22 protein-coding genes are annotated in these 25,579 nt (G+C 57.3%); 18 read left to right on the top strand and 4 right to left on the bottom strand.

Features of this window, described 5'->3' with window-relative positions; translation table 11 throughout:
* Positions 1 to 193: 193 nt before the first annotated feature.
* The 8 genes from GTQ55_RS09930 to GTQ55_RS09895 all read left to right on the top strand — a co-directional run bounded on the left by GTQ55_RS09930 (position 194) and on the right by GTQ55_RS09895 (position 6,930).
* The gene (locus GTQ55_RS09930) at positions 194 to 646 is read left to right on the top strand and encodes a nuclear transport factor 2 family protein (RefSeq protein WP_161858596.1); all 453 of its coding nucleotides are present in this window, start codon (positions 194 to 196) and stop codon (positions 644 to 646) included.
* A 66-nt stretch (positions 647 to 712) separates the two neighbouring features.
* Positions 713 to 1,504, top strand: a complete 792-nt coding sequence (locus tag GTQ55_RS09925) for an SDR family NAD(P)-dependent oxidoreductase (RefSeq protein ID WP_161858595.1) — start codon at positions 713 to 715, stop codon at positions 1,502 to 1,504.
* Positions 1,501 to 2,781: an NAD(P)/FAD-dependent oxidoreductase gene (locus GTQ55_RS09920; RefSeq protein ID WP_161858594.1), complete on the top strand. Its 1,281-nt coding sequence runs from the start codon at positions 1,501 to 1,503 to the stop codon at positions 2,779 to 2,781. The genes GTQ55_RS09925 and GTQ55_RS09920 overlap by 4 nt, the downstream gene beginning before the upstream one ends.
* Positions 2,781 to 3,539 (top strand): DUF1365 domain-containing protein, encoded by a 759-nt coding sequence (locus GTQ55_RS09915; protein WP_161858593.1) that lies wholly within the window; start codon positions 2,781 to 2,783, stop codon positions 3,537 to 3,539. Before GTQ55_RS09920 ends, GTQ55_RS09915 begins: the two co-directional genes overlap by 1 nt.
* 91 nt (positions 3,540 to 3,630) lie before the next feature.
* Positions 3,631 to 5,037, top strand: a complete 1,407-nt coding sequence (locus tag GTQ55_RS09910) for an SAM-dependent methyltransferase (RefSeq protein WP_161858592.1) — start codon at positions 3,631 to 3,633, stop codon at positions 5,035 to 5,037.
* Between the two features lie 14 nt (positions 5,038 to 5,051).
* The gene (locus GTQ55_RS09905; RefSeq protein WP_161858591.1) at positions 5,052 to 5,606 is read left to right on the top strand and encodes a DUF2878 domain-containing protein; all 555 of its coding nucleotides are present in this window, start codon (positions 5,052 to 5,054) and stop codon (positions 5,604 to 5,606) included.
* Between the two features lie 38 nt (positions 5,607 to 5,644).
* Complete coding sequence (locus tag GTQ55_RS09900) at positions 5,645 to 6,388, top strand: hypothetical protein (protein ID WP_161858590.1); 744 nt, start codon at positions 5,645 to 5,647, stop codon at positions 6,386 to 6,388.
* Positions 6,389 to 6,534: 146 nt separating this feature from the next.
* Positions 6,535 to 6,930: a glycine zipper family protein gene (locus tag GTQ55_RS09895; protein ID WP_161858589.1), complete on the top strand. Its 396-nt coding sequence runs from the start codon at positions 6,535 to 6,537 to the stop codon at positions 6,928 to 6,930.
* Positions 6,931 to 7,091: 161 nt separating this feature from the next.
* Here the strand turns inward: GTQ55_RS09895 and putA are convergent, their stop codons facing one another.
* Positions 7,092 to 10,265 carry a bifunctional proline dehydrogenase/L-glutamate gamma-semialdehyde dehydrogenase PutA gene (putA, locus tag GTQ55_RS09890; RefSeq protein WP_161858588.1) on the bottom strand — a complete coding sequence of 1,058 codons (3,174 nt, stop codon included), beginning with the start codon at positions 10,263 to 10,265 and terminating at the stop codon, positions 7,092 to 7,094.
* Between the two features lie 139 nt (positions 10,266 to 10,404).
* Here putA and GTQ55_RS09885 point away from each other — a divergent pair, with 139 nt between their 5' ends.
* From GTQ55_RS09885 to GTQ55_RS09875, 3 genes are all read left to right on the top strand, one after another.
* Entirely contained in the window at positions 10,405 to 10,908 is a 504-nt protein-coding gene (locus tag GTQ55_RS09885; RefSeq protein WP_161858587.1) for an Lrp/AsnC ligand binding domain-containing protein, read from the top strand.
* A 48-nt stretch (positions 10,909 to 10,956) separates the two neighbouring features.
* Positions 10,957 to 11,895, top strand: a complete 939-nt coding sequence (locus GTQ55_RS09880; protein WP_237567638.1) for a DMT family transporter — start codon at positions 10,957 to 10,959, stop codon at positions 11,893 to 11,895.
* Between the two features lie 76 nt (positions 11,896 to 11,971).
* Entirely contained in the window at positions 11,972 to 13,129 is a 1,158-nt protein-coding gene (locus GTQ55_RS09875; RefSeq protein ID WP_161858585.1) for an acyl-CoA dehydrogenase family protein, read from the top strand.
* 205 nt (positions 13,130 to 13,334) lie between these two features.
* Here the strand turns inward: GTQ55_RS09875 and greB are convergent, their stop codons facing one another.
* On the bottom strand, positions 13,335 to 13,847 hold the full coding sequence (greB, locus tag GTQ55_RS09870; protein WP_161858584.1) for a transcription elongation factor GreB: 513 nt from the start codon (positions 13,845 to 13,847) through the stop codon (positions 13,335 to 13,337).
* Positions 13,847 to 15,826 (bottom strand): S9 family peptidase, encoded by a 1,980-nt coding sequence (locus tag GTQ55_RS09865; RefSeq protein ID WP_161858583.1) that lies wholly within the window; start codon positions 15,824 to 15,826, stop codon positions 13,847 to 13,849. Before GTQ55_RS09865 ends, greB begins: the two co-directional genes overlap by 1 nt.
* 200 nt (positions 15,827 to 16,026) lie before the next feature.
* Here GTQ55_RS09865 and GTQ55_RS09860 point away from each other — a divergent pair, with 200 nt between their 5' ends.
* A complete protein-coding gene (locus GTQ55_RS09860; protein WP_183946525.1) occupies positions 16,027 to 17,520 on the top strand; it encodes an alanine/glycine:cation symporter family protein in 1,494 nt (497 codons plus the stop codon).
* A 214-nt stretch (positions 17,521 to 17,734) separates the two neighbouring features.
* Positions 17,735 to 20,461: a hypothetical protein gene (locus GTQ55_RS09855; protein WP_161858582.1), complete on the top strand. Its 2,727-nt coding sequence runs from the start codon at positions 17,735 to 17,737 to the stop codon at positions 20,459 to 20,461.
* 34 nt (positions 20,462 to 20,495) lie between these two features.
* Here GTQ55_RS09855 and yciH read toward each other — a convergent pair whose 3' ends face one another.
* Positions 20,496 to 20,819: a stress response translation initiation inhibitor YciH gene (gene yciH / locus GTQ55_RS09850; RefSeq protein WP_161858581.1), complete on the bottom strand. Its 324-nt coding sequence runs from the start codon at positions 20,817 to 20,819 to the stop codon at positions 20,496 to 20,498.
* 211 nt (positions 20,820 to 21,030) lie between these two features.
* Between yciH and GTQ55_RS09845 the strand changes: the two genes are divergently transcribed.
* The 5 genes from GTQ55_RS09845 (at position 21,031) to GTQ55_RS09825 (ending at position 25,358) form a co-directional block, all read left to right on the top strand.
* A complete protein-coding gene (locus tag GTQ55_RS09845) occupies positions 21,031 to 21,864 on the top strand; it encodes an ion transporter (protein ID WP_161858580.1) in 834 nt (277 codons plus the stop codon).
* Positions 21,865 to 22,012: 148 nt separating this feature from the next.
* A complete protein-coding gene (locus tag GTQ55_RS09840; protein WP_161858579.1) occupies positions 22,013 to 23,158 on the top strand; it encodes a serine hydrolase domain-containing protein in 1,146 nt (381 codons plus the stop codon).
* A 17-nt stretch (positions 23,159 to 23,175) separates the two neighbouring features.
* Positions 23,176 to 23,406: a SlyX family protein gene (locus GTQ55_RS09835; RefSeq protein WP_161858578.1), complete on the top strand. Its 231-nt coding sequence runs from the start codon at positions 23,176 to 23,178 to the stop codon at positions 23,404 to 23,406.
* 640 nt (positions 23,407 to 24,046) lie between these two features.
* Positions 24,047 to 24,697, top strand: a complete 651-nt coding sequence (locus GTQ55_RS09830) for a YiaD family glycine zipper/OmpA-like lipoprotein (protein ID WP_161858577.1) — start codon at positions 24,047 to 24,049, stop codon at positions 24,695 to 24,697.
* Between the two features lie 61 nt (positions 24,698 to 24,758).
* The gene (locus GTQ55_RS09825) at positions 24,759 to 25,358 is read left to right on the top strand and encodes a hypothetical protein (protein WP_161858576.1); all 600 of its coding nucleotides are present in this window, start codon (positions 24,759 to 24,761) and stop codon (positions 25,356 to 25,358) included.
* Positions 25,359 to 25,579: the final 221 nt, after the last annotated feature.

Below are 25,579 nucleotides of genomic sequence, written 5' to 3'. Positions count from 1 at the left end.
GCTGCATACGCACACGCCAGGGGATTGGATCATCATTTGCCTGATTTTTGTGCGGCCTCCTTGATATTCCGCATCGCAGGGTGGGGAAGGGACAGATAAGGTGGGATCCGAGTAATCTGAATCGGGTGTGATGGCGTATTTGAAGACATCAATCCAGTAATCGTGACTATATGTCCAAGCCCGGAGTGGCACTATGGCATCGCTTGTGAAGCGCATAAAGCATCTGTATTCAGACTTTTTGGCGGCAGATCCTTCCTATATCGCCGAAGTTTACGCGGAAGACGTTATTTTCTCGGATCCGGTGCACCGAGTCGAAGGGCTTGAAAATATGCAGGCCTACTTCGCCGGGGTGGCGCAGAACCTGCGCGAGTGCCGCTTCGAGTTCGACCAGACACTGGTGGACGGGAATGCGCTCAACCTCTGGTGGACGATGCACTACCGACATCCCCGATTGAGTGGTGGGGCCCCTTTAAGTATGCGAGGCGCCTCGCTGTTGAAGCTCGACCTGGAAAAGGATCGGGTTCTGGAGCACGAGGACATTTATGACCTCGGCGCCATGGTATACGAGCATATCCCCTTGCTGGGCAGTGTGCTGAGTTATGTAAAGCGCGGCATGGCAGCGAGTGGTGGGAATGCGGGTGCGTAGCCTTGCCCGTGCGGCAGCCGGGGTGCGGACAGTCGTCAGGATAAAGCCAAAGGAGGTGTCGGGGCCATGAAGGACGGTAACGATCTTTCACGCAAGAAAACTATCTGGGTGACCGGGGCCGGCTCCGGCATTGGCGCCGCGCTGGTGCGCAGCCTGGTTGCTGACGGCCACTTTGTGATCGTGAGTGGCCGCAGTCGCGATGCGCTGCTTGAGGTACAAAAGCCCGCACCCAAGTTGGTTCGGGTGCTCAGTTGTGATGTGGGCGATGATGCATCCATGGCCAGTGCCGGTGCGGCGCTGCGTGAAATCACCGATCAACTGGATATGGTGATTGCCTGCGCAGGCGTGTGCGAGTACGACGATAACCTTTCCCTCGATGTCGACAGCTACCGCCGGGTATTTGATGCGAACTTTTTCGGGGTGGTGAATACCCTGCGTGAGGCGCTGCCACTGTTAGCCAACGCTCGTGAACCGGTGTTTGCCGCAGTAGGGAGCCTGTCTTCGGTTGTGGGGTTTCCGCGTGCGGAAGCCTATGGAGCCTCCAAAGCGGCGCTTCAGTATTTCATGGACGCGGTGCGTGCGGATACCTCCCGCCTACCATTGCGGACCGTATTGATTCGGCCGGGATTTATCGAAACGCCGCTGACCCGGGAAAATGATTTCAACATGCCATTTCTGATGTCCCCGGAGGATGCGGCAGACAGGATCCTTGCAGGCCTCAAGACGCGTAAAGCAGTGATCGACTTTCCCCGTCGCCTTAGCTGGCCACTGCGGCTGCTGGGCATGTTGCGGCCGGTTTGGTTTGGATGGTGCGCACCTCGTATGACAAGAATCAAGAAGTTAAGGAGAGCCGGATGAAAATTGCCGTCATTGGCAGTGGTATTTCGGGATTGACCGCGGCCTATCAATTGCACGAGAAGTATGAAATTACCCTGTTCGAGGCCGATGACCGCCTGGGGGGGCATACCGCGACCATCGATGTTTACGAGGATGGCCGAGTACTGCCAATTGATACTGGATTTATTGTTTTCAATGACTGGACCTATCCCAATTTCATCAAGCTGATGGACAAAATCGGAGTTGAGTCGCAACCCACTGATATGGGGTTCAGTGTGTCTAAGCCCGGAATGGAAGGTTCGGGATCCCGGGATTTTGAATACGCGGGCAATAACCTTAATTCCCTGTTTGCCCAACGTCGCAACCTGATCGATGGCGGCCACTGGCGTATGCTGAAGGACATCGTTCGCTTTAACCGCGATGCCGTGGATGACTGGCGGCGGGGGGATCTGGGGCCCTCAATGACCTTGGGCGCGTATCTCGACAATAATGGCTATTCAGCGGAGTTCTCCTCGCGCTATCTTATCCCAATGGGCTCGGCCATCTGGTCCGCGAGTATGTCCAGAATGCTCGACTTTTCGGTGGATTTTTTCATCCGTTTTTTTTACAACCATGGACTGCTCAATATTTTCAATCGCCCCCAGTGGCGGGTAATTCAGGGCGGCTCACGAAGCTATATCGCGCCACTGGCGCGCGCCTTTGCGGATCGGATTCATTTGTCCTGCCCGGTGCAAAAGGTGGTGCGGCATGCGCACGGTGTTACCCTGCAGTACCGTGATCAATCCGGGACTGTTCAGCAGAGAGAGTTCGACCAGGTGATATTTGCCTGCCATTCAGACCAGGCGTTGTCTCTGCTGTCCGATGCCAGCCCTGAGGAGCAAGATGTGCTCGGAAATATCCCCTATGAAAAGAATTCCGTGGTCCTGCACACCGATATCAGTCTCTTGCCCCGCAGGCGAAGCGCCTGGGCGAGCTGGAACTACCGGCTTCAGGCAGACCACGATCGCCTGCCTATCCTCACTTACAATATGAATATTCTTCAGCGGCTGGATGCAAAAAAAACCTACTGCGTGACACTCAATGCGGATGATGCGATCGATCCGGCGCAGGTGCTTGGGCGTTTCGAGTACTCGCATCCTCAGTTTTCGGTTGATGGCAATCACGCCCAGTCTCGCTGGTCGGAGATCAATGGCGTCAACCGGAGCTGGTTTTGTGGCGCCTACTGGGCCAACGGTTTCCACGAAGATGGTGTGACAAGTGCGCTTCGGGTTGCGAAGGGCTTGGGGGTCGACTTCTAATGCGCAGTGGCCTTTACTCCGGCTGGATCCAGCACCGGCGTTTGAAGCCCCGTGAACACGGCTTCCGCTATCGGGGGTTTATGGTCTATGCATTTCTCGATGAGCTTCCGCAAATCTTTGCCCAATCGCGCTGGTGGTCGGGCAGGCGAGGGGCGCCGGCCAGTTTTTGCCGGGAGGATTTCTACGGTGACCCCGCTGTTCCCCTGGATCGGGCGGTGCGCGACCGCGTAGCCGAGGAAACCGGGGTGCGTCCCGCCGGGCCTATCGCGCTGCTCGCGAACTGGCGCTATTTCGGCTACAACATGAACCCCATCAGCATCTATTACTGCTTTGACAAGACCGGGGAAAATGTTGAGTTTTTGCTCGTGGACGTGCACAACACGCCGTGGAACGAGCGACATGGGTATGTGTTGGATATGGCTTCACAGGGGCAGGGGCCGGTGCAGCGGGCTGAATTTGCCAAATCCCTGCACGTTTCACCATTTATGCCACTGGGGCAGCGATATCTTTGGAAAAGCACGCTGCCCGATAAAGCGCTGTCTGTGAGTATCCGTTCCATTGAAGACGGTGAACGGGTGTTCGATGCCAGTATGAACCTGAAACGTGAAGAAATTAGTCCCGCCGCCCTGCGAATGAAACTGATCCAGTTCCCATTGCACACCGTAAAAATCATCATCTCAATTTACTGGCAGGCCCTGAAACTGCTATTAAAGCGTGTGCCAATTCATTCCCATCCGGGGAGGGAACGCAACCCTTGATACCAGGGTGCCCGCTAGCACGGGGGTTAAGGTGTGATGTGCCCTGATGTGACGTGATTGAGAAGCAATTTTGAGCCGGAGAAAAATTGATATGAAATCTGGATACAACACAGCTCCAGTTTCTGGACGGGAATTTCTGTCGAGTCCAAACGATAAAAACATTGTGGGCGGCGCCGACGGCAGCTTTGACACCGCGGCCGTCCCGGCTACTGGCGATGCGGACTACCAGAGACCCTTGCCCTGGTTTGAGCGCCTGGCCAGAACACTGGTTTTGGACAAGCTGAAAGACCTGAGCATGGGCACATTATTTGTCTATGAGCACTATTCTCCGCGTGCCGATCAGCAGCACAGCCAGAACGATGCGCCCGAGGTTTTTGTGTTTGGCGAACCGGAGGGTTCCTCTGAGCTGGAGGCGCATATCCACGTTTCGGATCCTTCGCTCTATACCCAGGTACTGCTCAATGGCTCAATTGGGTCCGGAGAGGCATACATGGATGGCGCCTGGTACTCGCCGGATCTGGTCCAGGTTATCCGTATTATGGTCGCCAATATGGCGTTGCTGAACAGTCTCGACTCCAAGTGGAACTTTGTGAATAAGCTGGTTCTCAAAGGGCTGCACCGGTTGAACGGCAATTCATTGAAGGGCTCACGTCGAAATATTTCCGCGCATTATGATCTCGGAAACGATTTCTTTGGACTGTTCCTTGATCCGACCATGCTGTACTCATCGGCCGTCTTTCCCGCAAAAGATGCGAGCCTCGCGGAAGCATCGGAGTTCAAGCTTGCTCGCATTTGTCGAAAGCTGCAATTGAAGGAGAGCGATCACCTGCTTGAGATTGGCACCGGTTGGGGAGGCATGGCCATTTACGCGGCAAAGAAAACCGGGTGCCGGGTAACCACAACCACCATCTCCAGGCAGCAATACGAATACGCAAAGGCATGGGTGGCCCGTGAAGGCCTGGAAGACAGAGTTACCTTGCTGCTGAAAGACTATCGTGAGCTGGAAGGCCAGTACGACAAGATTGTTTCCATCGAGATGGTCGAGGCGGTTGGATACAAGTACTACCGGGAATTTTTCTCCCGCTGCAGTGGACTGTTAAAGCCGGATGGCCTGATGGTGATGCAGGCCATTACCATCCAGGATCAGCGCTTTGAGCAGTACAAAAATAGTGTGGATTTTATTCAGCGTTACATTTTCCCCGGTGGATGTCTCCCTTCCAACCAGGTCGTTGCTGACAATATTGCCTGTCACACTGACATGCAGATCGTGGGACTGGACGACATTACCTTTGACTATGCGATGACACTGCGATCGTGGAGAAAGGCCTTTTTCGAGCGTATCGATGAAGTGCGTGCCCAGGGCTTTGACCAGCGCTTTATCAATATGTGGGATTTCTATTTTTGCTACTGCGAAGGCGGCTTTCTGGAGCGTGTCATCAGTACTGCGCAATTTACGTTTGCCAAGCCGCGTTGCAATACGCTGCCGCACCTTCACTGAGTGGGCGGGTAGCAGTGGCACTCTCACAAGTTCAGTCCCTGGGTATCGGGAAATTACTGATCAGTGGCCTTCTGTTCGAAGTGGTCTGGCTGATTTGTGTTCTGGCGCCGGGGGCAACTCTGCTCGCAGGGGTGACCGCGCTAAATATTGCACTTCATGTGTGGCTGTTTAACGGAAATCCCTTCAGTACTGAGTGGACTGTAAGGACGTTGCGCTGGGTGGCACTGGTCACCCTGTTCGGGTGCTGGATGGATGCCGCTCTTTTTCGGGTGGGCGTATTCACCGCTAGCCACGAGTTTTTCCTGCTGCCGTCCTGGTTACTTTTTTTGTGGATGAATTTTGCACTCGCGCTGCGTTTTGCGTTCGCCTTCCTGCATCGGAACCTGGCGATTGCCGCGGTAGTCGGGGGCGTCGCTGGCCCGTTCAGCTACTGGATTGGGGCCAAGATCAATGGCTCTGTGGTGTTCGCAGAGCCGGTTCTTCAAACCGTGCTGTTGCTCGCAGTTCTGTGGAGTGCATTCTTGCCACTACTGTTAGTTTGCGCCCGAATGCGGCTGTTTCGCCTGTAAGGCCTGTCATGGGCTGACGGTGTACACAGGAGGTGTCTATGATCGAATTGGTGTTGGCGGCTTCACTGGCGGTGGACGGGTGCAATGCTCCCGATACTGTGGAGAGTGCGGCTACAGTGGTCGGGCGGGCGAGTGGTGTTGAAGAGCCTGATGTTCGCTACTGCGAGTATTTTCTGCCACGAGCGGCCGGGGAGGTGCGGGTTGTGTATTACACACCAGGTCAACCTCAAGCCAATAAAATTGCAGAAAAACACATAACCGGGGACGCTGGCCGTTCGGGCCTGCTACAGGACACGCGCCCGCAGATTTCCCAGGAAGATTTCCGTAGTGGCGAGGTTCGTGAAGCCACCCGGGTTGCGGATGGCTGGCGGCTTCGTTATCGGGCGAATCGCAACGCCGAGTATCGCGACAAGGTTTTTTCCGACGGTCAGCTCGATGTGATCGATGCCGGGTTCGATGCACTGGTGCGCCGGCACTGGTCAGTTTTGAAGGCTGGCGAAGAACTGCAGTTCCAGTTTGCGTCGCCGGTTCACGGCAGGACAATCGGGTTGAGAGCGGCGGCCACGCCTTGCCAGAACCCTGAGGCTGACCTGTGTATTCGCGTGGACCTGGCACAGGCGATCCTGCGTTGGATCGCTGGCGGTGACATATATCTCGAGTACGCGGAAAGCGCTGACCAAGGCCAGGCCGAACCGAAGCTGATGCGGTTTGTCGGTGTCACGAACCTGCTGGACCGTTCCGGCGATCCCCAGCGGCTGAATCTGGAGTACTTCTACCGCTGACCCGGGCGCAGAACCTGCGCCGCATACTGCCTTCCAAACTTCCTGTTCCTAGCCCACCTCCCGTTATGCCGAAATAGCGTGGCGCGCTTTCCAACCCTCATCTAAACCTAAGTAGACACAGGCGACAAATGTGGTGAGGAGCGCCAATGAGATACAAAATCATGGCCGCTGTGGGCTTAAGCGCAGCAACCTTGATTGGGTGCGCCTATCAACAGGAGCAGGTGTATGGGGCTGGCGGTATTGTGATTGATACCTACGGCGTCAATATGCGGCAGTACCAGCTTGATCTCGCAGATTGCAAAACCCTGTCGATGGCGGCGAGGAATGATGCCGGGCGCCGCGGTGTGACGCGAGCTGCCGGTGGTGCGCTATTGGGCGGTGCGCTGGGGGCCATTATCGGCGATACCAGCAGCGCGGCGGCAGCCGCCGCCGGTGCCGGTGCCCTGATTGGAGGCGTCAGCGGTGTGGGCAGTGCCCACGCGGAACAGAATTACATCGCGCGCAACTGTTTGCGCGGGCGCGGATATCGCGTGTTGAATTAACCAAGTATTCGGCAAACCACAGGATGTTGCGCCGGGCTCAAAGCCCGGCTTTTTTGCGCATGTAGATTGGTCCGTTATACGCGCCGTAGTTCCAATCGCCCTGACGCCAGAATCGGCAGCGGCGTTTCTGGCCCGTGACGAGCGGGTGTACCCCGGATGGCTTACTGTCCCAGGGTAAACAGCTCGGTGTTGCCGCCGGTGGCGACAATGTTGACGGTCTTGGTCTTCTCGTTGGCAAAGCGGAACAGGTAGTGCGGACCGCCGGCTTTGGGGCCGGTGCCCGACAGCCCCATACCGCCGAACGGGTTCACGCCCACAACCGCGCCGACCATATCCCGGTTCACATAGCAGTTACCGACATCCACACGCTTGAAGATGGCGCCGGCACGCCCTTCGATACGGGAGTGGAGGCCGAAGGTCAGGCCGTAACCGGTGGCATTGATGCGACGGATCACATCCTCCAGCTCGTCGGCCTTGAAACGCACCACGTGCAGGAAAGGACCGAACACCTCGCGCTTGAGCAGATTGAAGTCCTCGATTTCGACCACCTGCGGACCGAAGAAGGTGCCGCTCTGTGGGCGTTTGCTTTCGTCAAACGCAAACAGCGGTTTGGCCTCCTGTTGCATGCGCTCGCGGTGCTGCTCCAGTAGTCCCAGTGCCTTTTCGTCGATGACCGGACCGATATCGGTTTCCAGCTTTGACGGGTCGCCCAGGGTCAACTCATCACAGGCACCTTTCAGCATGCCGAGAAGGTTGTCAGCGATGACATCCTGTACACACAGAATACGCAGTGCAGAGCAGCGCTGGCCGGCACTCAGGAACGCAGACTGAATCACATCGTCCACGACCTGTTCCGGCAGCGCAGTAGAGTCCACGACCATCACGTTCTGGCCGCCGGTTTCGGCGATCAGCGGAACGATAGGGCCGTCTTTGGCGGCCAGCTGCATGTTGATGTGCTTGGCGGTTTCAGTGGAACCGGTAAAGGCCACACCGGCAACCCGCGGGTCGTCCAGCAGCGGTTTGCCAATGGCAGCACCGGTGCCGGTTACCAGGTGCAGGACCTTCTGCGGAACACCGGCTTCGTGCATCAGCTGTACTGCCCGGTGGGCAATGCACGGGGTCTGTTCTGCCGGTTTGGCAAGCACGCCGTTGCCGGCGGCGAGGGCCGCGACCACCTGGCCGGTAAAAATCGCCAGCGGGAAGTTCCACGGGCTGATACACACAAACACCCCGCGGCCGCACAGGCTCAGTTCATTGCTCTCACCCGTGGGACCGGGAAGCACGGTGGGCTCGCTGAAATGCTTGCGTGCACCATTGGCGTAATAACGACAGAAATCCACAGCCTCACGCACTTCGGAAATACCATCGTTGAGAGTACGGCCTGCTTCGCGGCAGATGATCGCGACCAGCTCGTTCATGTGCTCCTCATACAGGTCCGCAACCTTGTCGAGGATTTTTGCGCGGGCATCGCCACCGAGGCGGTTCCAGGCGCGCTGGTGTTCCGCTGCCGAAGTAAATGCTTTGTCGATCTGGATCGCGTCGGTGTCGGCAGTGTGGCCGACAGGTTCGCCGGTGGCCGGGTTTACCACAGTCTGGTCGCCCGTGCTGGCAACACCGTCGATAATCGGTCCGCCGGCCCAGGAGGCGCCTGCGGTTGTGGCGACAGCCTTTTTCATTGGTTCTGCGGCGATGGGGTCGGTCAGCTCGATGCCGTGGGAGTTTTTCCGCGGCAGTGACTCGTGGCCGATGTAGATATCTGCCGGTACCGGGATTTCCGGGTGGCGGTAAGGATTGCAGGCTTCACTCTGTTTCAGAGTGTCCTGTACCAGCTCACTGACCGGGGTCTTCTCGTCCATAAAACGATTGACGAAGGAACTGTTGGCGCCATTTTCCAGCAGGCGACGAACCAGGTAGGGAAGCAGGTCTTTGTGGGCGCCGACCGGGGCGTAGACACGCACCGGTACGCGCCTGCCGTACACCGCTTCAATCTGGTCGTAGAGCAGGTGGCCCATGCCGTGCAGACGCTGGAATTCGTAGTCGTTGGTGTCGCCGGCCAGTTCCAGAATCAGGCCCACGGTATAGGCGTTGTGGGTAGCGAACTGTGGGTAGATGGCATCGCGGGCGTCCAGCAGTTTCTTCGCGCATACCTGGTAGGACAAGTCGGTGTGGCACTTGCGGGTATACACCGGGTAGTCGCTCAGGCCCATCTGCTGGGCGTGTTTGATTTCGGTGTCCCAGTAGGCCCCCTTGACGAGGCGCACCATCAGCTTGCGACCGGTATCGCGACCGAGGGCGATCAGCCAGTCCGCCACATGAGGGGAGCGTTTCTGGTAGGCCTGCAGAACAAACCCGAGGCCTTGCCAGTCTCTCAGCTCCGGTGCGCGGGCCAGTGCCTCAAAAATATCCAGGGAGATATCCAGGCGGTCGGCTTCCTCGGCGTCGATATTAAGTCCCATATCGAACTTGGCTGCGGCCAGACAGAGTTCTTTCACCGTGGGCAGCAGTTCGCTCATCACCCGCTCACGCTGCAACTCGCTGTAGCGGGGGTGCAGGGCGGAGAGCTTGATGGAAATACCATTGGCTTGCGCCACATCGCGCTGCTCGCTGCTTTTCTTCAGGTTGTCTGCGCCGATTGCCTCGATCGCCATCATGTAGGCGTCGAAGTAACGTTTGGCGTCCGCCATGGTGCGGGCACCTTCACCGAGCATGTCGAAGGAGAAACGGGTACCGGGCTTGTTCTCCGCGGGGCCGCGCTTCAGGGCTTCCTTGATAGTGCGTCCGAGAACGTATTGGCCACCCATGATCTTCATCGCCTGCATCATGGAAGTGCGCACCATGGGTTCACCCATGCGGCTGACCAGGCGTTTCATCAGGGTGGAGGGCTTCTCGGTGATGTCCGGGTCCAGTTCGACGATATTGCCGGTAAGCATCAGCCCCCAGGTGGAGGCATTCACGAACAGGGAATCCGACTGGCCGCGGTGGCTGGACCAGTTGCCGGAATGGACTTTTTCTGCGATCAGCTTGTCTGCGGTATCGGCGTCCGGGACGCGCAGAAGGGACTCTGCCAGGCACATCAGGGCCACGCCTTCTTTATTGGACAGACCGAACTGCTGCAGGAAGGCATCCAGCGTGCCGCGCTTGCTGCGCTGTTCGCGGGATTTGACCACCAGCTGGCTGGCAGTGGCCAGAATCTTTTCTCGCAGGGCTTCCCCGGGGCGGGGGGCGGCCAAAAGCTCGCTGACGCACTGATTTTCGTCGGCGTGCAGGTATTCACGGGCCTTCTGGCGGGCATTTTGCAACTCTTTGGTCAATTGGCCGGCGAACTGTGTAGACATGTGTACTCCCAGACTAGAATAAGGGTGCAGGATAAAAAACCGGATTATGTGGTAAACGTCCCAGAATTAATCGCCATATTGCGAAATAGTGTGGTTAAATATAGGGCTTATTCGGTTAATCACCAGTAGGGTATTTTGTATGTCTCGGAAGTTGGAAGATCTGGACCGCATTGATCGCCAGATTCTGCGCATTCTGCAGCGCGCTGGCCGCTTGCCTAACGTTGAGCTGGCCCGTCGGGTAAACCTGAGTCCCACGCCTTGCCTGGAGCGGGTGAAGCGCCTGGAGCGCGAAGGGTTTATTCAGGAGTATGTGGCATTGCTCGACCCGCTCAAGGTCGACGCGGGCCTGGTGGTGTATATCCAGGTATCCCTGTCGGATACCGCCACGGAAACTCTGGAAGCGTTCAATAAGCATGTTTCCAGTCTCGAAGAGGTTCAGGAGTGCCATATGGTGGCCGGTGGTTTCGATTACCTGGTCAAAATCCGTATCAAGGATATGCTCGGTTACCGGCGATTCCTCGGCGAGAAGCTCGCATCCGTCCCGGGTGTGCGTGAAACACATACCTACGTGGTGATGCAGGAAGTCAAAACCGACACTTCGGTTGCCGTACCGGACCCGGAACCCAAGTCCGGCAAGCGATAGTCACGCAGCGGCCCGTCAAACACATATGCTGTCATTGGATCGAGTCTAGTGGATCGAGTGGAATCTCTCCCTGCCGCCAGCAAGGCCAATCGCCGCGCCACCTCGTTGGCGCTGGCTGCGGTGCTTTGCTGGTCCACGGTCGCGAGCGCATTCAAGTTGTCGCTGCAGTACCTGACGCCTCTGCAGCTGGTCAGTATTGCGTCGGTGGTTTCGGCCGTATTCATGCTCGTCGCCATATTCTGGCAGGGGCGCAGTGCTGAAATCGGCGCAAGCTGGCGGCGCAACCACCGCTGGTATATTGCGCTAGGCTTCTGTAATCCTTTCCTTTATTACCTGACGCTATTTCACGCGTACGAACTACTCCCGGCACAGCAGGCGCAGCCGTTGAACTACACCTGGGGTGTGCTGCTGGCGCTGCTTTCCGTTCCTCTATTGAAGCAAAAGCTGCGCCGGCAGGACCTCCTAGCGGGGCTGGTCTGCTATACCGGCGTACTGGTGATCGCCACCGGCGGCGATCTCCTGGGGCTGCAATTTGATCAGCCCTGGGGCGTGACTCTGGCACTCCTCAGTACGTTGATATGGTCCTGTTACTGGTTGTTGAATACCCGCATTGGTGGCACCGCCGCAGTGAACCTGTTCCTGACATGTTGCTGCGGTCTGCCGTGGCTCGCGGGCACACTGTTGTGGCAGGGCTGGGGAGAGGCCTGGCAGTGGCCACCGCTCGCGGGCTGGCTGGGTGCGCTGTATGTCGGGTTGTTCGAAATGGGCATTGCCTTTCTGCTATGGCAGGCAGCAATGATGAGCTGCGACAACACGGCCCGGATCAGTAATTTCATCTATCTTTCCCCACCCTTGTCGCTGCTGCTGATTGCGCTGCTGGTGGGTGAAAAAATCCAGCTAGCCACTATCGCGGGCCTGGCAATGATCTTGCTGGGTGTGGCGATACAGCAGGGCGCGTTGAAGCGTCTGTTTTTTCAGCGATCCTGATAAACCGATAAAACCAATAATGAGTCGCGACCCAAAAGGTCCTGGCGACAGAATGTACCAAGCGAGGTGAGACCCCATGAATTTCGAGCTGACCGAAGAACAACAGATGATCCAGGAGGCCGCGCGTCAGTTTGCCGAGAGTGAACTGAAGCCGATTGCCGCGGAACTGGATAAAAGCGGCAACCGTGCACTGTTTCTGGAAAAACTGAAGGAATTGGCGGAACTCGGTTTTATGGGGATCAATATCGACCCCGAATTCGGCGGTACCGGTGCCGGTACCATCGCCTTCAGTCTCGCCATCGCAGAAATCGCCCGCGGCTGTGCCTCTACCGCCACTACCACTTCGGTCACCAACATGGTGGCGGAAGTGATCCAGGCCATGGGTACCGATGCGCAGAAAAATTACTTCCTGCCGAAAATCTGCAGCGGCGAATACCCCGCCGGTTCTTTCTGTCTCACCGAGCCGAGTTCCGGCTCCGACGCCGCCGCGATGCGTACCCGCGCGGTCAGGGATGGTGATGACTTTGTGCTGAACGGCAGCAAGCTGTTTATCAGCAGCGCCGAGTTTGCCGGCGTATTTGTGGTGTGGGCCGTGACCGACTCCTCGGCGCCGAAAGGGAAGGGGATTTCCTGTTTCCTGGTTGAGGCCGGCACCCCCGGACTGGTGATCGGCAAAGCCGAAGAAAAGATGGGGCAGAAGGCGTCCGTGACCAACGAGGTTGCGTTTGAAGACTGCCGAATTCCCGCGTCGAACATGTTGGGTGAAGAGAACCGTGGATTCCGTATCGCAGCCGGTGAGCTGGCGGGCGGCCGTATTGGTATCGGATCGCTGGCGCTGGGTATTGGCCTGGAAGCGCTGGATTGCGCGCGCACCTATTTGCAGGGGCGGGAACAGTTCGGCAAGCCCCTGGCACAGTTCCAGGGGCTACAGTGGCAGCTCGCCGATAAGTACACCGAGATGGAAGCCGCGCGACTGCTGCTGTTGCAGGCCGCCTGGCAGAAAGACGCCGGCCAGCCCTTCGGTCCGGCTGCGTCCATGGCAAAGCTCTACGCCTCGGAAAAGGCCAACGAAGCCTGTTACGTGGCCCTGCAGATGCACGGTGGTGTGGGCTACACCCGGGAGTTCCCGCTGGAGCGTATGGCGCGAGATGTACGCATCACCACCATTTACGAGGGCACCAGTGAGATCCAGCGGTTGATCATTGCGCGGCACCTGCTCGAGGGTGTGCGTTAATTCCCGAGCAAACCCTCGATCGACAAGGCCCCTGCAATCCAATGTGGTTGCCGGGGCTTTTTTTTTCTCACTTGCATATCGATTCGCCGCTCTGGCAATAAAGGACACGCTTTTTGAGTACGCAGGCTGCGCCCGTCGGAAATCTTTGATGGCTGATGGGGGCGCGTGAGGCGATCCCCCTGCTGGGTGGGCCACTATGTCGGCCTTAAATCTCGGGCGGATCGGGGTAATCTATCTCGACAATGTAGTAGGTGACCCATTGCTCCATCTGCTGGACCTCGATCTCGTCATCCAGTCGCTTGCCGATCAGCGCGCGTGCCACCGGTGAATCCATCGATATCAGGCCTTCCTTCACATTGAATTCATCCGGACCGACAATGCGGTAGCGCACGGTCTTTCCATCGTCGTCTTCCAGGGTTACCCAGGCTCCGAAAAATACTTTTTCGCGATCGTCCGGGATACGGTCCACCACGGTGATTTCTTCCAGCCGTTTGGTGAGAAAGCGCACCCGACTGTCGATTTCCCGCAATCTTTTTTTGCCGTAAATGTAATCCGCATTCTCACTGCGGTCGCCGAGTTTGGCCGCGTCACTCACGGCCTGGGTCACCCGCGGGCGTTCCACTTCCCACAGTTGTCGGACTTCCGCACGCATGCGCGCAGCACCCTCGGGGGTGATATAGCGCGAGCCTCTTGGACGCGGTGGTCTCCAGCGTCCCATCAGCGGCTCTCACTCAGGTTATCGATGGAGATTCCCGGGCCCGGCTGCGGCAAGGGAAATCCAAATACGCGACTGTAGAATTCCAGCTCCCCATCCAGCGCCATTTTGATGCTGCTGGCGGCGCGGAAGCCGTGGCCTTCTTCGGCAAACGTAATATAGGACACGGGAACGCCGCGCTGGCGCAACGCGGTCACCATGGTTTCGGCCTGGTTTGGTGGAACAACCTTGTCTTCCATGCCCTGAAAAAAGATGACTGGGCAATCCAGCTGTTCAATGTGATTGAGGGGCGAACGGGCCTGGTAAATTGCTTCCGCCTTGGGCCAGGGGCCGACCAGTTTGTCGAGATAGCGCGACTCGAACTTGTGAGTGTCCCGGGCGAGGGTAGTCAGGTCACCGATACCATAATGGCTGGCACCCGCGGAAAAGGTATCGTGAAACGTCAGTGCGGCCAGTACCGTGTAGCCGCCGGCGCTGCCACCCTTGATTAGCAGGCGATTGGCGTCAGCCAGTCCCTGTTCGACCAGGTACTCGGCACCGGCGCAGACATCCTCGACATCGAGAATGCCCCAGTTGTCTTTCAGGCGGTCCCGGTAGGTGCGCCCGTATCCGGTGCTCCCGGAATAATTCACATCGAGGATGGCGAAGCCACGGCTGGTCCAGTACTGGACCTTGAGGTTAAGGCCTGCGGAGGTGGCACCGGTCGGTCCGCCGTGTCCGAACACGATCAGCGGTGGTTTTTCCTCCGCCGGCGCCTGGAAATCCGGGTTACACGGTGGATAGTAGAAACCGTGCACTTCACGCCCGTCCTTTTCAAACGAGATCGGTTGCGCACGGGAAAACCATTTGGGTTCGACCGGGGCGGCGCTACTGCTGGCAATCACGGAAAAAGCGTTTTTGTCGCCGTCGTAGAGGGAAACACTGGGGAAGTCCGCTGGGCCACTGGCAATAAACAGCGCGCGTCCATCGGCGCAACTGATACTTTCAAAGTCACACCCCGGGTGTTCCAGAGGCTGCGGCTGCCCGGTATTCAGGTCGATCAACGCCAGCCGCCAGATGCCTTGTTCTGTATAAGTACAGAAAATCTCGCTGTCACTCAGAAAACCGTAGGTCGACATGCCGAATACCCATTGCGGCGTGGCAAATTCGGCGGGCTTTTCCCACAGCGGTTGCTCGCTACCTGCGCGATATATATTCCACCAGTTGTTTCTGTCGGATACGTAGAACAGCTGTCCGGAGGGGGACCACTGGGGTTGGAATATGGATTCGTTTCCGCCACCAGCGATCTGCCGCACTTTTGCAATCTCGCCATTTTCGTCCAGCTCCGCGAGCATCAACCTGGTGGCATCCCAGGGCATATCCGGGTGGTCCCATTGCAGGTAGCTGAGCCGCAGTCCGTCCGGGCTCAGGGCGGGATTGGAATAAAAATCGGCACCTTCTGCCAGTACCGTGATCTGCGCGTCGCCCTCTGGCTGGGAGAGGTCAATGGCGATCAAGCGCGCAACGGCTTCGCGCCTCTTGTCACTTTCGTCTTCCTGTACGCACAGCAGGCGGTTTCGCCGGAGGTCAATCTGCAAATCGGCATAGTGGTAGGGGCCTTCCGGTGTGACCGGTTCGGGAACTTCGCCCTCAAGAGGCATACGATAAATTCGCTGGTCGGCAGCGAGCACGAAGTACGCCTGACCATTGCCAATGACGTAGACGCCGCCGCCGTATTCGTGTGCTTTAGAGCGCACGCTCAACGGTGACGGGAGCAGGTCGCGTTTTGGGCGCGCCGCATCTTTCAGGTCGCACTCCACAAGCACCGAACGGCCTTTTTCTGCCGGACGGGATTCGAGCCAGTAGGCCTTGCCCGCAAATTGCCGGGCCTCACTCAAGCGCACATTGCCAGCAGTCAGCAACTCGGCATTGATGGCAGATGCCCAGCTGCCATAGGGTGCGGTCTGGCGGTGTGCGGTGTCTGTCGTTCTGGATGAGGTCATTTAGCGCTCGGTTCCTCTGGCTGTTTCTTGTCGCATTGGCGCGCTGCTATTGAGGCATTTTACGCCGGCTCTGTTGGTGAGCAAGTGTCGGGCCTAAATCCGGCAACAAGCCTGAAAGATAGCGAGCTGCGGAAAGAGCGCTGCTAACCTTTACAGGGGTTTCTACAGAATACGTCAAGGTTACAGCGGGCACAGGGAATATGCAGGCGATACTCGACAGCTTGACTGCACTGGTCAATGGCGGAAATCAGGTTACCTGGGGTGGCATCGGTGGCTACTGGTGGCTGGGTATTCTCATAGCCGCGTTACTGCCCGCGGGAATCTTTTTTACGGTCCGAACCGGCGTCGTCCAGATCCGTGCATTCGGCCATATGTTGAAAGTGATGGCGCGGAGTTTCCGTAAGGAAAGCGACGACTCGGTGTCATCCTTTGAGGCTTTTGCTACCAGTGCAGCAGCCCGTGTGGGAACCGGCAATATCGCCGGCGTGGCGGTAGCCATTACTTCAGGCGGGCCCGGTGCGGTTTTCTGGATGTGGATGGTGGCACTGGTGGGCATGGCAACCAGCCTGATAGAAAACACCCTGGCGCAGACCTTTAAAGAGCGCGGCGAAGTGGCTGGTACCTTTCGCGGTGGCCCCGCGTATTACATCGACAAAGGTCTCGGGAAAAAGTGGAAGTGGCTGTCGATCGTCTTTTCTATTTTTCTGGTGATTTGCTTCGGGTTCTTTTTCAATGCTGTCCAGGCCAATGCAATGGCGGAAGCGATACAGGCAGCCTGGGGCTTCAACCCGCTGCTGGTCGGTGGTGCGATAGCGGTGCTGGCGGCATCGATCGTATTTGGTGGCATACAGTCTATTGGTCGTTTTGCGGGTATTGTGGTGCCGATAATGGCGCTCTGCTACATCACCGTGGCGCTGGCGATTGTGGTGATGAATATCGGTCGTCTGCCAGAAATTTTCGGCATCATCCTGGGGAACGCATTTGGCGCGCAGGAAATGGGTGCCGGCGCATTTGGTGCTGTAGTGGCCAGCGGAATCAAGCGCGGACTTTTTTCGAATGAGGCTGGAATGGGGTCGTCTCCCAATGTGGGAGCCGCTGCGGATGTGAAGCATCCGGTGGTTCAGGGCTATGTACAGATGGCTTCCGTTTTTCTGGACACAATGATGATCTGTACTGCCACCGCCGCGATCATTTTGTTAAGCAATGTCGAGCTGGGCGGGATGGTAGAGGGGGTGACCCTGACCCAGGCTGCGCTGGCCAGTGAGGTTGGTGCCTGGGGCAACAGTTTTATCGCGACCGCGCTGCTGTTTTTTGCATTTACCTCGATTATTGCCAATTACTACTACGCCGAAACCAATATCTTCTACTTGTGGCATACCCGGACGTCGATTTTCTGCTATCGCGTGCTGTATATCTTTTTCATTTTGTTCGGTTCCTGGGTGGCGTTCACTGGCAGTTCGAGCAATTTCCAGCTGTTATGGAATATGGCGGATATGTCGATGGGCTTTATGGCGACGGCCAACCTGTTGGCAATTTTGTTACTGTCTGGCACCGCAATCAAGGTGTTTTCAGACTACGAAAACCAGAGAAGGCGCGGTATCGAGGAGCCTGTTTTCGATGCGCGCGAGCACAATATTCCAGGAGTCGAAGTGGACGTCTGGACTCCGGCCGCCGGGGCGCGCCTCAAGCGCTGAAGACCGGTAAATAATGCATCTGTGAACCCGGCGCAGCCTTGGCGTGAGACCTTGTTGGCGAAAGCACTGTGAAGCCGGTTTTCAAATGGCGTATCCGGGTTAATTGGCCACCTGTCTGAGAACCAGTGCGCACAAGGGTACTGACGAATCTTTTACTCTCCATGCTGGTTCCAAACGTTCTGAAGTCAAGCCAATCTCGCGCGGTGAACATTCCATGTCAGGCCAGCAAAAATTCCAGATTGTCTCTGCGGGTAAAACTCTGCGTGCCAAGGCGCCGGCAGAAGTGTTACAGCAGATGGCGACTGCCTTTTCCATCACGCCCGAGCAGGCCCGAAAGCTGTTTTTGAAAGGGTGGGTGATCAAGGATCATCTCTCGCCCGGGCAGGTTGTTCAGTACCGAACGCAGTTACAGCAGATCGGGCTGAAAATTGAGGTCCATCCTGCCGGGAAATTTGATAATCGGGCGATTCTCGCACGTCTGCAATTTGCCCAGAAACGCAAGGCGCGAAAGGGGAGCGATAAGGCAGCTGTATCCGCTGACATACCGGTGCATGCCGAAGTGGTCAATGGAAGTGGTGTTTCAGGTCGGCAGGCCGCCGCGAAATCGGTCAGCCCGAAAAATGGTCGGGTTGCCAACCCCGGTACATTGCCCGAGTCGCCGGGAAAAACAATCAACACCGGAGCGGTAAAAGTTCCGGCAGCGAAAACCCAACAAGCAGAGCCTCAAAAGGCTGAGTTGCGAGAAGCCAGGCCAAAACAAGAGACCGTCGAGGAGAAGGCGATTTCCGCGGCGCGTACACAACTGGAAGCGCTGTTTGATTCGGAAAAATCAGTACGCTTTGGGTCCGGGGCTCAACCTCTCGGGCTGGTTCCTGGACTGGTCAGCGCCGCCCTGGTGCCGGCCGTCTTTGTCGGACTGTTTTGCCTTACTCTGTTTTACCTGGGGACTGCGCTGTGGGCTATACCAGCCTCGATTATAGCGGGGAGCTTCGGCGTGGCTGTTCTCGTTGGGCTCGTCTTCAAACTGCTCGTGCTGTCTCTGCTGGGTGTACTGTTCCTGTATCCCTTTTTCACGACGACCAAGCCTGCCTTTGCCGGAAATAGCGAAGCGCCCTCCGGAATACACTTACGTAAACCTGAAGCACCCGGGTTGTTTCTGTTGCTGGAAGTACTGGAGGCCAAAAGTGGCCTCGGTATTGCCGGTAAACTCGCCGGGCCCAAAAACCTGGCAGCGGCCAAGCAGGCAAAAGGTACGCTGGTGGAAGTGACCCCCGGTGCTGAGATCCTTGTCGCCAAGTCAACCGACGGAAAGCTCAAGCTGCAATTGGGCCTTGCCGCGGTTGCTACCCTGAATGGTGGTGACCTGACGGCGCTGATTGCACGCGCCTTTTCTTATCATCAAGGCCGGCTGGTACGCGCAGCAATGTACTGCTCGCTGGTTACCGCGCAAAAGCTGCAGGTGATGCAGGACGCGCTGGAGAATGAGGTAACCCTGTTTAGCGCTAAAGGGGCACCGGCGCCCCTTCTGAAGCCACTGCACAAAGTGCTGTCGGCGTGCGGCCTGGCAATCGTGCCGGTGGTTGAGCGGTTGCAAAACGTGCATCGCGCAACCAGTGCAGGGCTTGCGCGGCGACTGGAAGCTCGCGCTGACGCTGCCGCCGCACAGATGATCGGCAGCGATGCCTTTGCTGAATTTGCCGAGCGCTGGAATCAGCTGGTGCACGCAGACCTGGTATGCGGTGAGATCAATCGCGAGGCACATTTGACTGGCAGGCGCCTGGCCAATATCCCGCAGGCGGTGCGCTGGTTGTTTCGAACGCTGGATGAACCCACGCGGGCCAGTATCGAGATGGCAATGGCCGAGGATACCGATTGCTGGAGCGCGGTCGAACCTGCTGGCCATGAACGGGTTGGTGTGGTGGAGGATTTGCGCTTGCCGGCGCTGCTTGAGCGGACGGATTTTTCCTTACAAAAACTGTTTACTGACTTTGACGACCTGTGTGCGAAAAGTAGCCGGCAGGGGATTGATGAAAGTTACCGCCCGGTTGAAAACCAGCTCCTGCTTACCGCTAGCAAAGAGACGGAGGAGGCACAGCAGACTCTGTCAGAATATTTCAATCGCGCCATTCCGAGAGACTTTCTTCCGCTACAACAGCCAAATAATGAAGAGTTGGCTGAGCTGGGATTGCAGGAGTCTATCGATTGGCTGCGCAGCCGTTTGATCGACCTGCAGGAGCAGGAGCAACGACTCGCACAGTTACAATTGCGCGGCACGCGCATCCAGCTCGGTGCCGCACTGGTGCGAGCCAATGTGCGTGTTGACCCGCGCAGTTATGATCTCAGTGGAACTACGCCATCAGCGGCGGAAGCTTCACGCAAGGACAACCGCGCGCGTGTCCAGGAGTGCATGCAACAGCGGGAGCAGCTCCACAGGATGTTCTTTCAGCGGATTCACTGCGCCATGGCCTCGATGTCTGCCGCCGATGGCAGCGCGGCAAGTGGTGCCCTTGAGCAACTGAAAGGCTTTGAGGCACTACGCGAGCCGCTCGCTGGCCTGGACAGCCACGGGGACCTGATTTGTGAACTGATTGAGCGGTTGCCATCGGCCGACGTACCGCCGGCGCTGGTGCAAAAATATGCGCAGCTTGCCGTGCAGCAGATTCGCCAGGTACATCAGGCTGCGACAAAGCAGCCAGACCTTTTGCCTCCCGCGCTGATGGAAAAGCTCGAGGCGTGCGGAGCAGGGGAGGCCGACATATCCGCCGGTTCCAGAACCAGTGATCTTGCGGGGGAACTTCAGGGACTGGAGCTGCGCTGCAAAAATGCGAGCGCAGTGGTACATGAGGGGTATCAGATTGCTCTCGCCAGGCTCCTGCGTTTGTGCCTGACGGAAGAGACGCAGCGGAAAATCAAGCCGTTACGCCTCGTCGGTGCATTGTGATCTCGCTCAAAAAAGCGTCATTCCCGGCCGGAATTTACCCTCCGGCCAGTTTCACCTTGTAGTTTTTGGTCTCTAGCACCGCTTTCACTTCTTCCCGTTTGTCGCCCTGAATCTCGATGACGCCATCTTTCAGGGCACCGCCACAGCCGCAGCGCTTTTTCAGCTCTGCCAGCAGCAACTTGAGCTCGCTGTCGGTCCCGTCCACCCCCCGCACGCAGGTGACACCCTTGCCCTTGCGCCCTTTGGTCTCGCGCTGGATACGGACAATGCCGTCGCCCTGGTGGCGTTTTTCCTCTGCGGGGGAGTCCTTGATTCGGCCACGGTCTGTGGAATAAACCAGTCTGTTTTTGCTGCTCATACTGATACTTTGGCGTGTGGATTGTGTATGCCGGCGCAAGGATAGCCGATGGGTGCGGCGTAGGAAAAGGGGGGCTTTGCTGTGTCCACTGTAGCTGCCGGGTAGGGCGGTGAGGTTCTCAGGGTTGCAGGAAAACCGGCTTTGTCGGCTAGAATAACGGAGGTTGGCCACTCGCCACTGCATGAACCCCCGAGTATAAGGAAAAGACTGAATGGCCCTGACAGGTACCCGCAAGTGGCTGAACGAAGTGATTTTTGGCACCGATACGCCGGCGGGTAAGTATTTTGACGTTGTCCTGATCTGGACCATTCTGGTCAGCGTCGTGCTGGTGTTGTTGGCATCGGTCGAGAGCTGGTGGGTCCGCTACGGGGACATTTTCTTCACCCTGGAATGGTTTTTCACCGGGCTGTTTACCGTTGAGTACCTGTTGAGGGTGTACTGTGCCAGGGACCGTCGCTCCTATATTTCCAGTTTTTATGGCGTAGTAGACTTGCTGGCGATATTGCCCAGTTATCTGGCACTGATCTTCACCGGAGCCACCTACCTGATGGTGATCCGCCTGCTGCGGGTGTTGCGGATCTTCCGGATCCTCAAGCTGGTACGCTACCTGAGTGATGCCAACCTGCTGATCCGTTCTCTGTGGCAGGCGCGGCGGCGTATTCTGGTCTTTTACGCCAGTGTGCTGGTGATCTGCATCATATTCGGCAGCATCATGTTCATCGTGGAAGGGCCAAAGCACGGCTTCACCAGTATTCCCAAAAGTATCTACTGGACAATCGTCACCATCACTACCGTAGGCTTCGGGGATATTACCCCGCATACGCCCCTCGGGCAGGCGATTGCCTCCATGACCATGCTGATCGGCTATTCCATCATTGCGGTACCCACAGGGATTGTGACCGCCGAGCTGGCGCACGAGCTGGGCCGTGAGAAACAGCTGGCGCGCTGTCACAATTGTGGCCGTGCCGGACACGATGCAGATTCCGAGTACTGCAAGCACTGCGGTTACAAATTAGAGGACTTTGAACCCCTCACCGAAGATTGACCGGCGCGCGGGCCAGCGCCGGGCAAATTCTCGGGCGCGAGCTTAACAGCCCTGTTCCTATCCGCTATCCTTGCGCCCGATTCAACCCGCCGCCTCTTCGGAGGCTGTCAGCTCCGTATAACCCCACAGAAACTGGTACCCGACCCCAATGGATATTCAGGGATATTGCGCCCCGGGCTTCGAAGCCCTGTACGACGCCTTCGCCACCAATTTTCGCGATCACGGCGATGTGGGCGCTTCATTCTGTGCGGTACACCAGGGCGAGGAGATCGCTTCCCTGTGGGCCGGACACGCCGATCGCCAGGGGGAGCGCGCGTTTGAGGAAGATACGCTCGCCAACGTGTTCTCATCGTCCAAGGGGGTACTTGCGTTGATTGCGCTGCAACAGGTGGCGGCGGGCAATCTGGACCTCGACGTGCCGGTGGCGCACTACTGGCCGGAATTTGCCGAGGCCGGCAAAGCCGCGGTCACAGGTCGCCAGTTGCTGTGCCATCGTGCCGGTGTCATCGCCTTCCGTGAGCGGGTGGCGGACGATCTGATTTACGACTGGGCCGGTGCTCTTGAGAAGGTCGCCGCCACGGAACCCTGGTGGGAACCCGGCACCAGGCAGGGCTACGCGCCTTTTCTGTATGGCTGGACTGTGGGTGGACTGATTGAAAAAGCCAGTGGCCAACCGCTGATGTCGCTGTATCGCAGCGGTATCTCGGAGCCGCTGGGCCTGGATGGCGGCTTTGGCGCTGAAGGACACCAGTCCTCGTCCATTGCGGATGTCGGCCCTCTGAAAAAGCCTCTACCGGAATTACGTGATAACGCGATCGGTCGCTCGATCAAGGAAGACCGGCAGGGGCCGGTGGCTACCGCGTTCACCAACCCCGTTACCCTGATGATGGGCACCAACGGCGAACAGTGGCGAAAGTCGTTGATCCCCGCCGCCAACGGGCATTTCAGTGCGCGCGACCTGGCGGCGATCTACGGCGATCTCGCCAGTGAGGATCCGAAGCTGCTCCCCGCAGCGCTGCTGCGTGAAACCACCGCGGAGCAGAGCCGAGGGCAGGACGCCATACTTCAGGCGGAAGTGGCTTTTGGATGCGGGTTTCTGAAGTCGTCCCCGGCGGAAGACCTGCACTTCGGGAGCGAGTCCGGGTTTGGACATCCCGGTGCCGGCGGCAGCGTCGGTTTTGCCGACCCTAAAGCTGAGCTGGGCTTCGGGTATGTCACTTCGCGAATGGGGCAGAGCCTGTTTATGGATCAGCGCGCCGTTGGTCTGAAGAATTGTCTGTACAGCCTGCTGTGAGCTGGCGGAGGTAAACCATGAGTGTGGAAGATCAACAAGAGCTGGTGGCGCGGGTGGAGGAGCTTGAAACCCGGTTGGCTTTTCAGGAAGACACCCTGGCTCAGCTGAATGATGTGATTACGTCGCAGGATGCACAGATCCGGGCACTGGTCGGGCGCGTCAAAGAAATGACGGAGAAATACCAGGATCTGTCATTCGAGGTGCAGAAGGGGTTCAAGCCTGACGAGGAAAAACCGCCGCACTACTAAACACTTCCAACCCTGCGCGTATTTCTACTTCTGTTTCTGGAAATTTTCAGATTTTCGTTTTTTCAGCGCCTGTTAACGCTTGACAAGATTTTTTCCACATGCGCGTGCGCTAACGGTGTGCATAGTTCGCGCCGCTTCCATCGGCCACCTCCGAGTCTGCCTGCGTCGTAACTTATTGATTTTAAAAGTTTAAATATAACGGGCCAAAAAGTGCCCAAATTGCTGGGGGCAAGGGTTTGTGGGGCTTGGCGTGGTCTTTTCTGGATTCATGCACAAAGTTATCCACAGATCTTGTGGAAGAGTGAATTACACGCGGGCACACCATTATTACGCGGGCCAAATCAGTTCGATTTCAATCACCGGCGTGAATGGTGCGCGGAATTGGTTGGGTCAGCGTCCAATATCTGGATGCTCTGGCCGATGTGCTGGGACGATGAGTTTTACGGGATCCGATCGAATGCGGTCCCAGAATGCACGCAGCGTCATTTTTGGGAAATCGGCGGTGGACCTGCGGAGACTTTGCGCATAGTCTTCGTGCCCATGGCGCGTGTGGTTCAGCTTCCAGTCAGCTACTGGAAGGGATACTGCACCCGATCGCCGATTTTTCACCCTGATTATTAAAAGCGCTAGGAGAAGCTTAATGAAAAAATGGGTAGCAATTCTTGCCCTTGGCTCACTGGTAGGTTGTACCACTCTGGACCCCTACACCCAGGAAAGTAAAACCAGCAATGCAGCCAAAGGCGCCGGCGCCGGTGCAGTTGCAGGTGCCATCATTGGTGCAGCCACTTCCAGCAAGAGCGACCGCAAGAAGGGTGCCATCACTGGCGCACTGGGTGGCGCTGCCATCGGTGGCGGTATTGGCTACTACATGGATCGTCAGGAAATGGCCCTCCGCCAGCGCCTGGAAGGCACTGGTGTACGTGTTCAGCGTGAGGGTGACAACATTCGCCTGATCATGCCGGGTAACATTACTTTCGCCACCAACCGCTACGAAATCCGTAACGATTTCTATGACACCCTGGATTCCGTTGTCCTGGTACTGAACGAATTCGATAAAACCGCGATCCGTGTCAGTGGCCACACCGACAGCACCGGTTCCGACGTAACCAACCAGAACCTGAGTGAGCGTCGCGCCGAGTCCGTGGCAAATTTCTTCACCACCCGTGGTGTTGCTGCTGGTCGTGTACAGGCAGTGGGTTACGGTGAGCGTTATCCCATCGCCGGCAATGACTCAGACGCCGGTCGTCAGGCCAACCGTCGCGTAGAGCTGGAATTGCTGCCGCTGCAGTAGCAAGATAAAAGGGCGCTTCGGCGCCCTTTTTTATTGCCCATAAATAATGACAGGGGCAGTTATGGCAGGGATCGTTATGGCTGACATGTATTTACGCGCACAAGCCAGGGGGACTGCGAAGCCCGGGCTGTATTTTCTGCTACTTTCCACACTCCTACTTCTTCCTGCCGAGGTACTGCATGCGCGGCAGGATTCCGATATTTCCGCCGCCGCACTCGAAAGCGGGCGCAAGGTAGTAGCAGTGGAATCCTCCTCCGAAGGGCTGGCCCCTCCGGGGATAAAGCCTGGCGCAGTAATAGAGAAGGTGGACGATGCGGTTTACAGCCGTATCCACAATTCCGAACTGGTGGCCCGAGTAAAAATAACCGGGGTTCATCGCATGGTTGATAATGCGCTGTCGGAGCCTGGAATGGTGGCCATCCTCGGTTACGTGTATTCCGGTGTAGCGCAGAAGGTGTGGAAAGGGGAGTCGAGTAATCTGATCGCTTTCCGGCTGACACTGGACGACTGTGACCACAAATTGAAGCGCGGCGCGCAATATCTCATTTTTGCTGAATCGGATACCCGGGGGCGCCTGCAGCTGTCCAGTTGCGAGGCTGCGATCGAAGACGCCGAGGCTGCCAGCCTGCTGGTGCAACTGGATCGGTACTATCAAGGGTGACCGGCAAGGCTGGCCGGGCAAGGGGCGTCAGGCAGCACAGAAATCAGTACCATATAGACTCTCACTGAATATGCCCGGGGTCTTTTAGAAGCATAAAGACTTGAATAATGGAACATTGTTCCTTGAAGTGTGCCCGTTGAAGATTATTCTTATCAGTATTGGCGTCCACTTCTTCCGCAATCACGGTTTCTGCGAAGTAGGGCGTGGCGCCAACCGGTAAC

Origin of the sequence: Microbulbifer hydrolyticus, assembly GCF_009931115.1 — a bacterium.
Classification (GTDB): domain Bacteria; phylum Pseudomonadota; class Gammaproteobacteria; order Pseudomonadales; family Cellvibrionaceae; genus Microbulbifer; species Microbulbifer hydrolyticus.
This window is presented reverse-complemented; position numbering and strand designations above follow the sequence as displayed.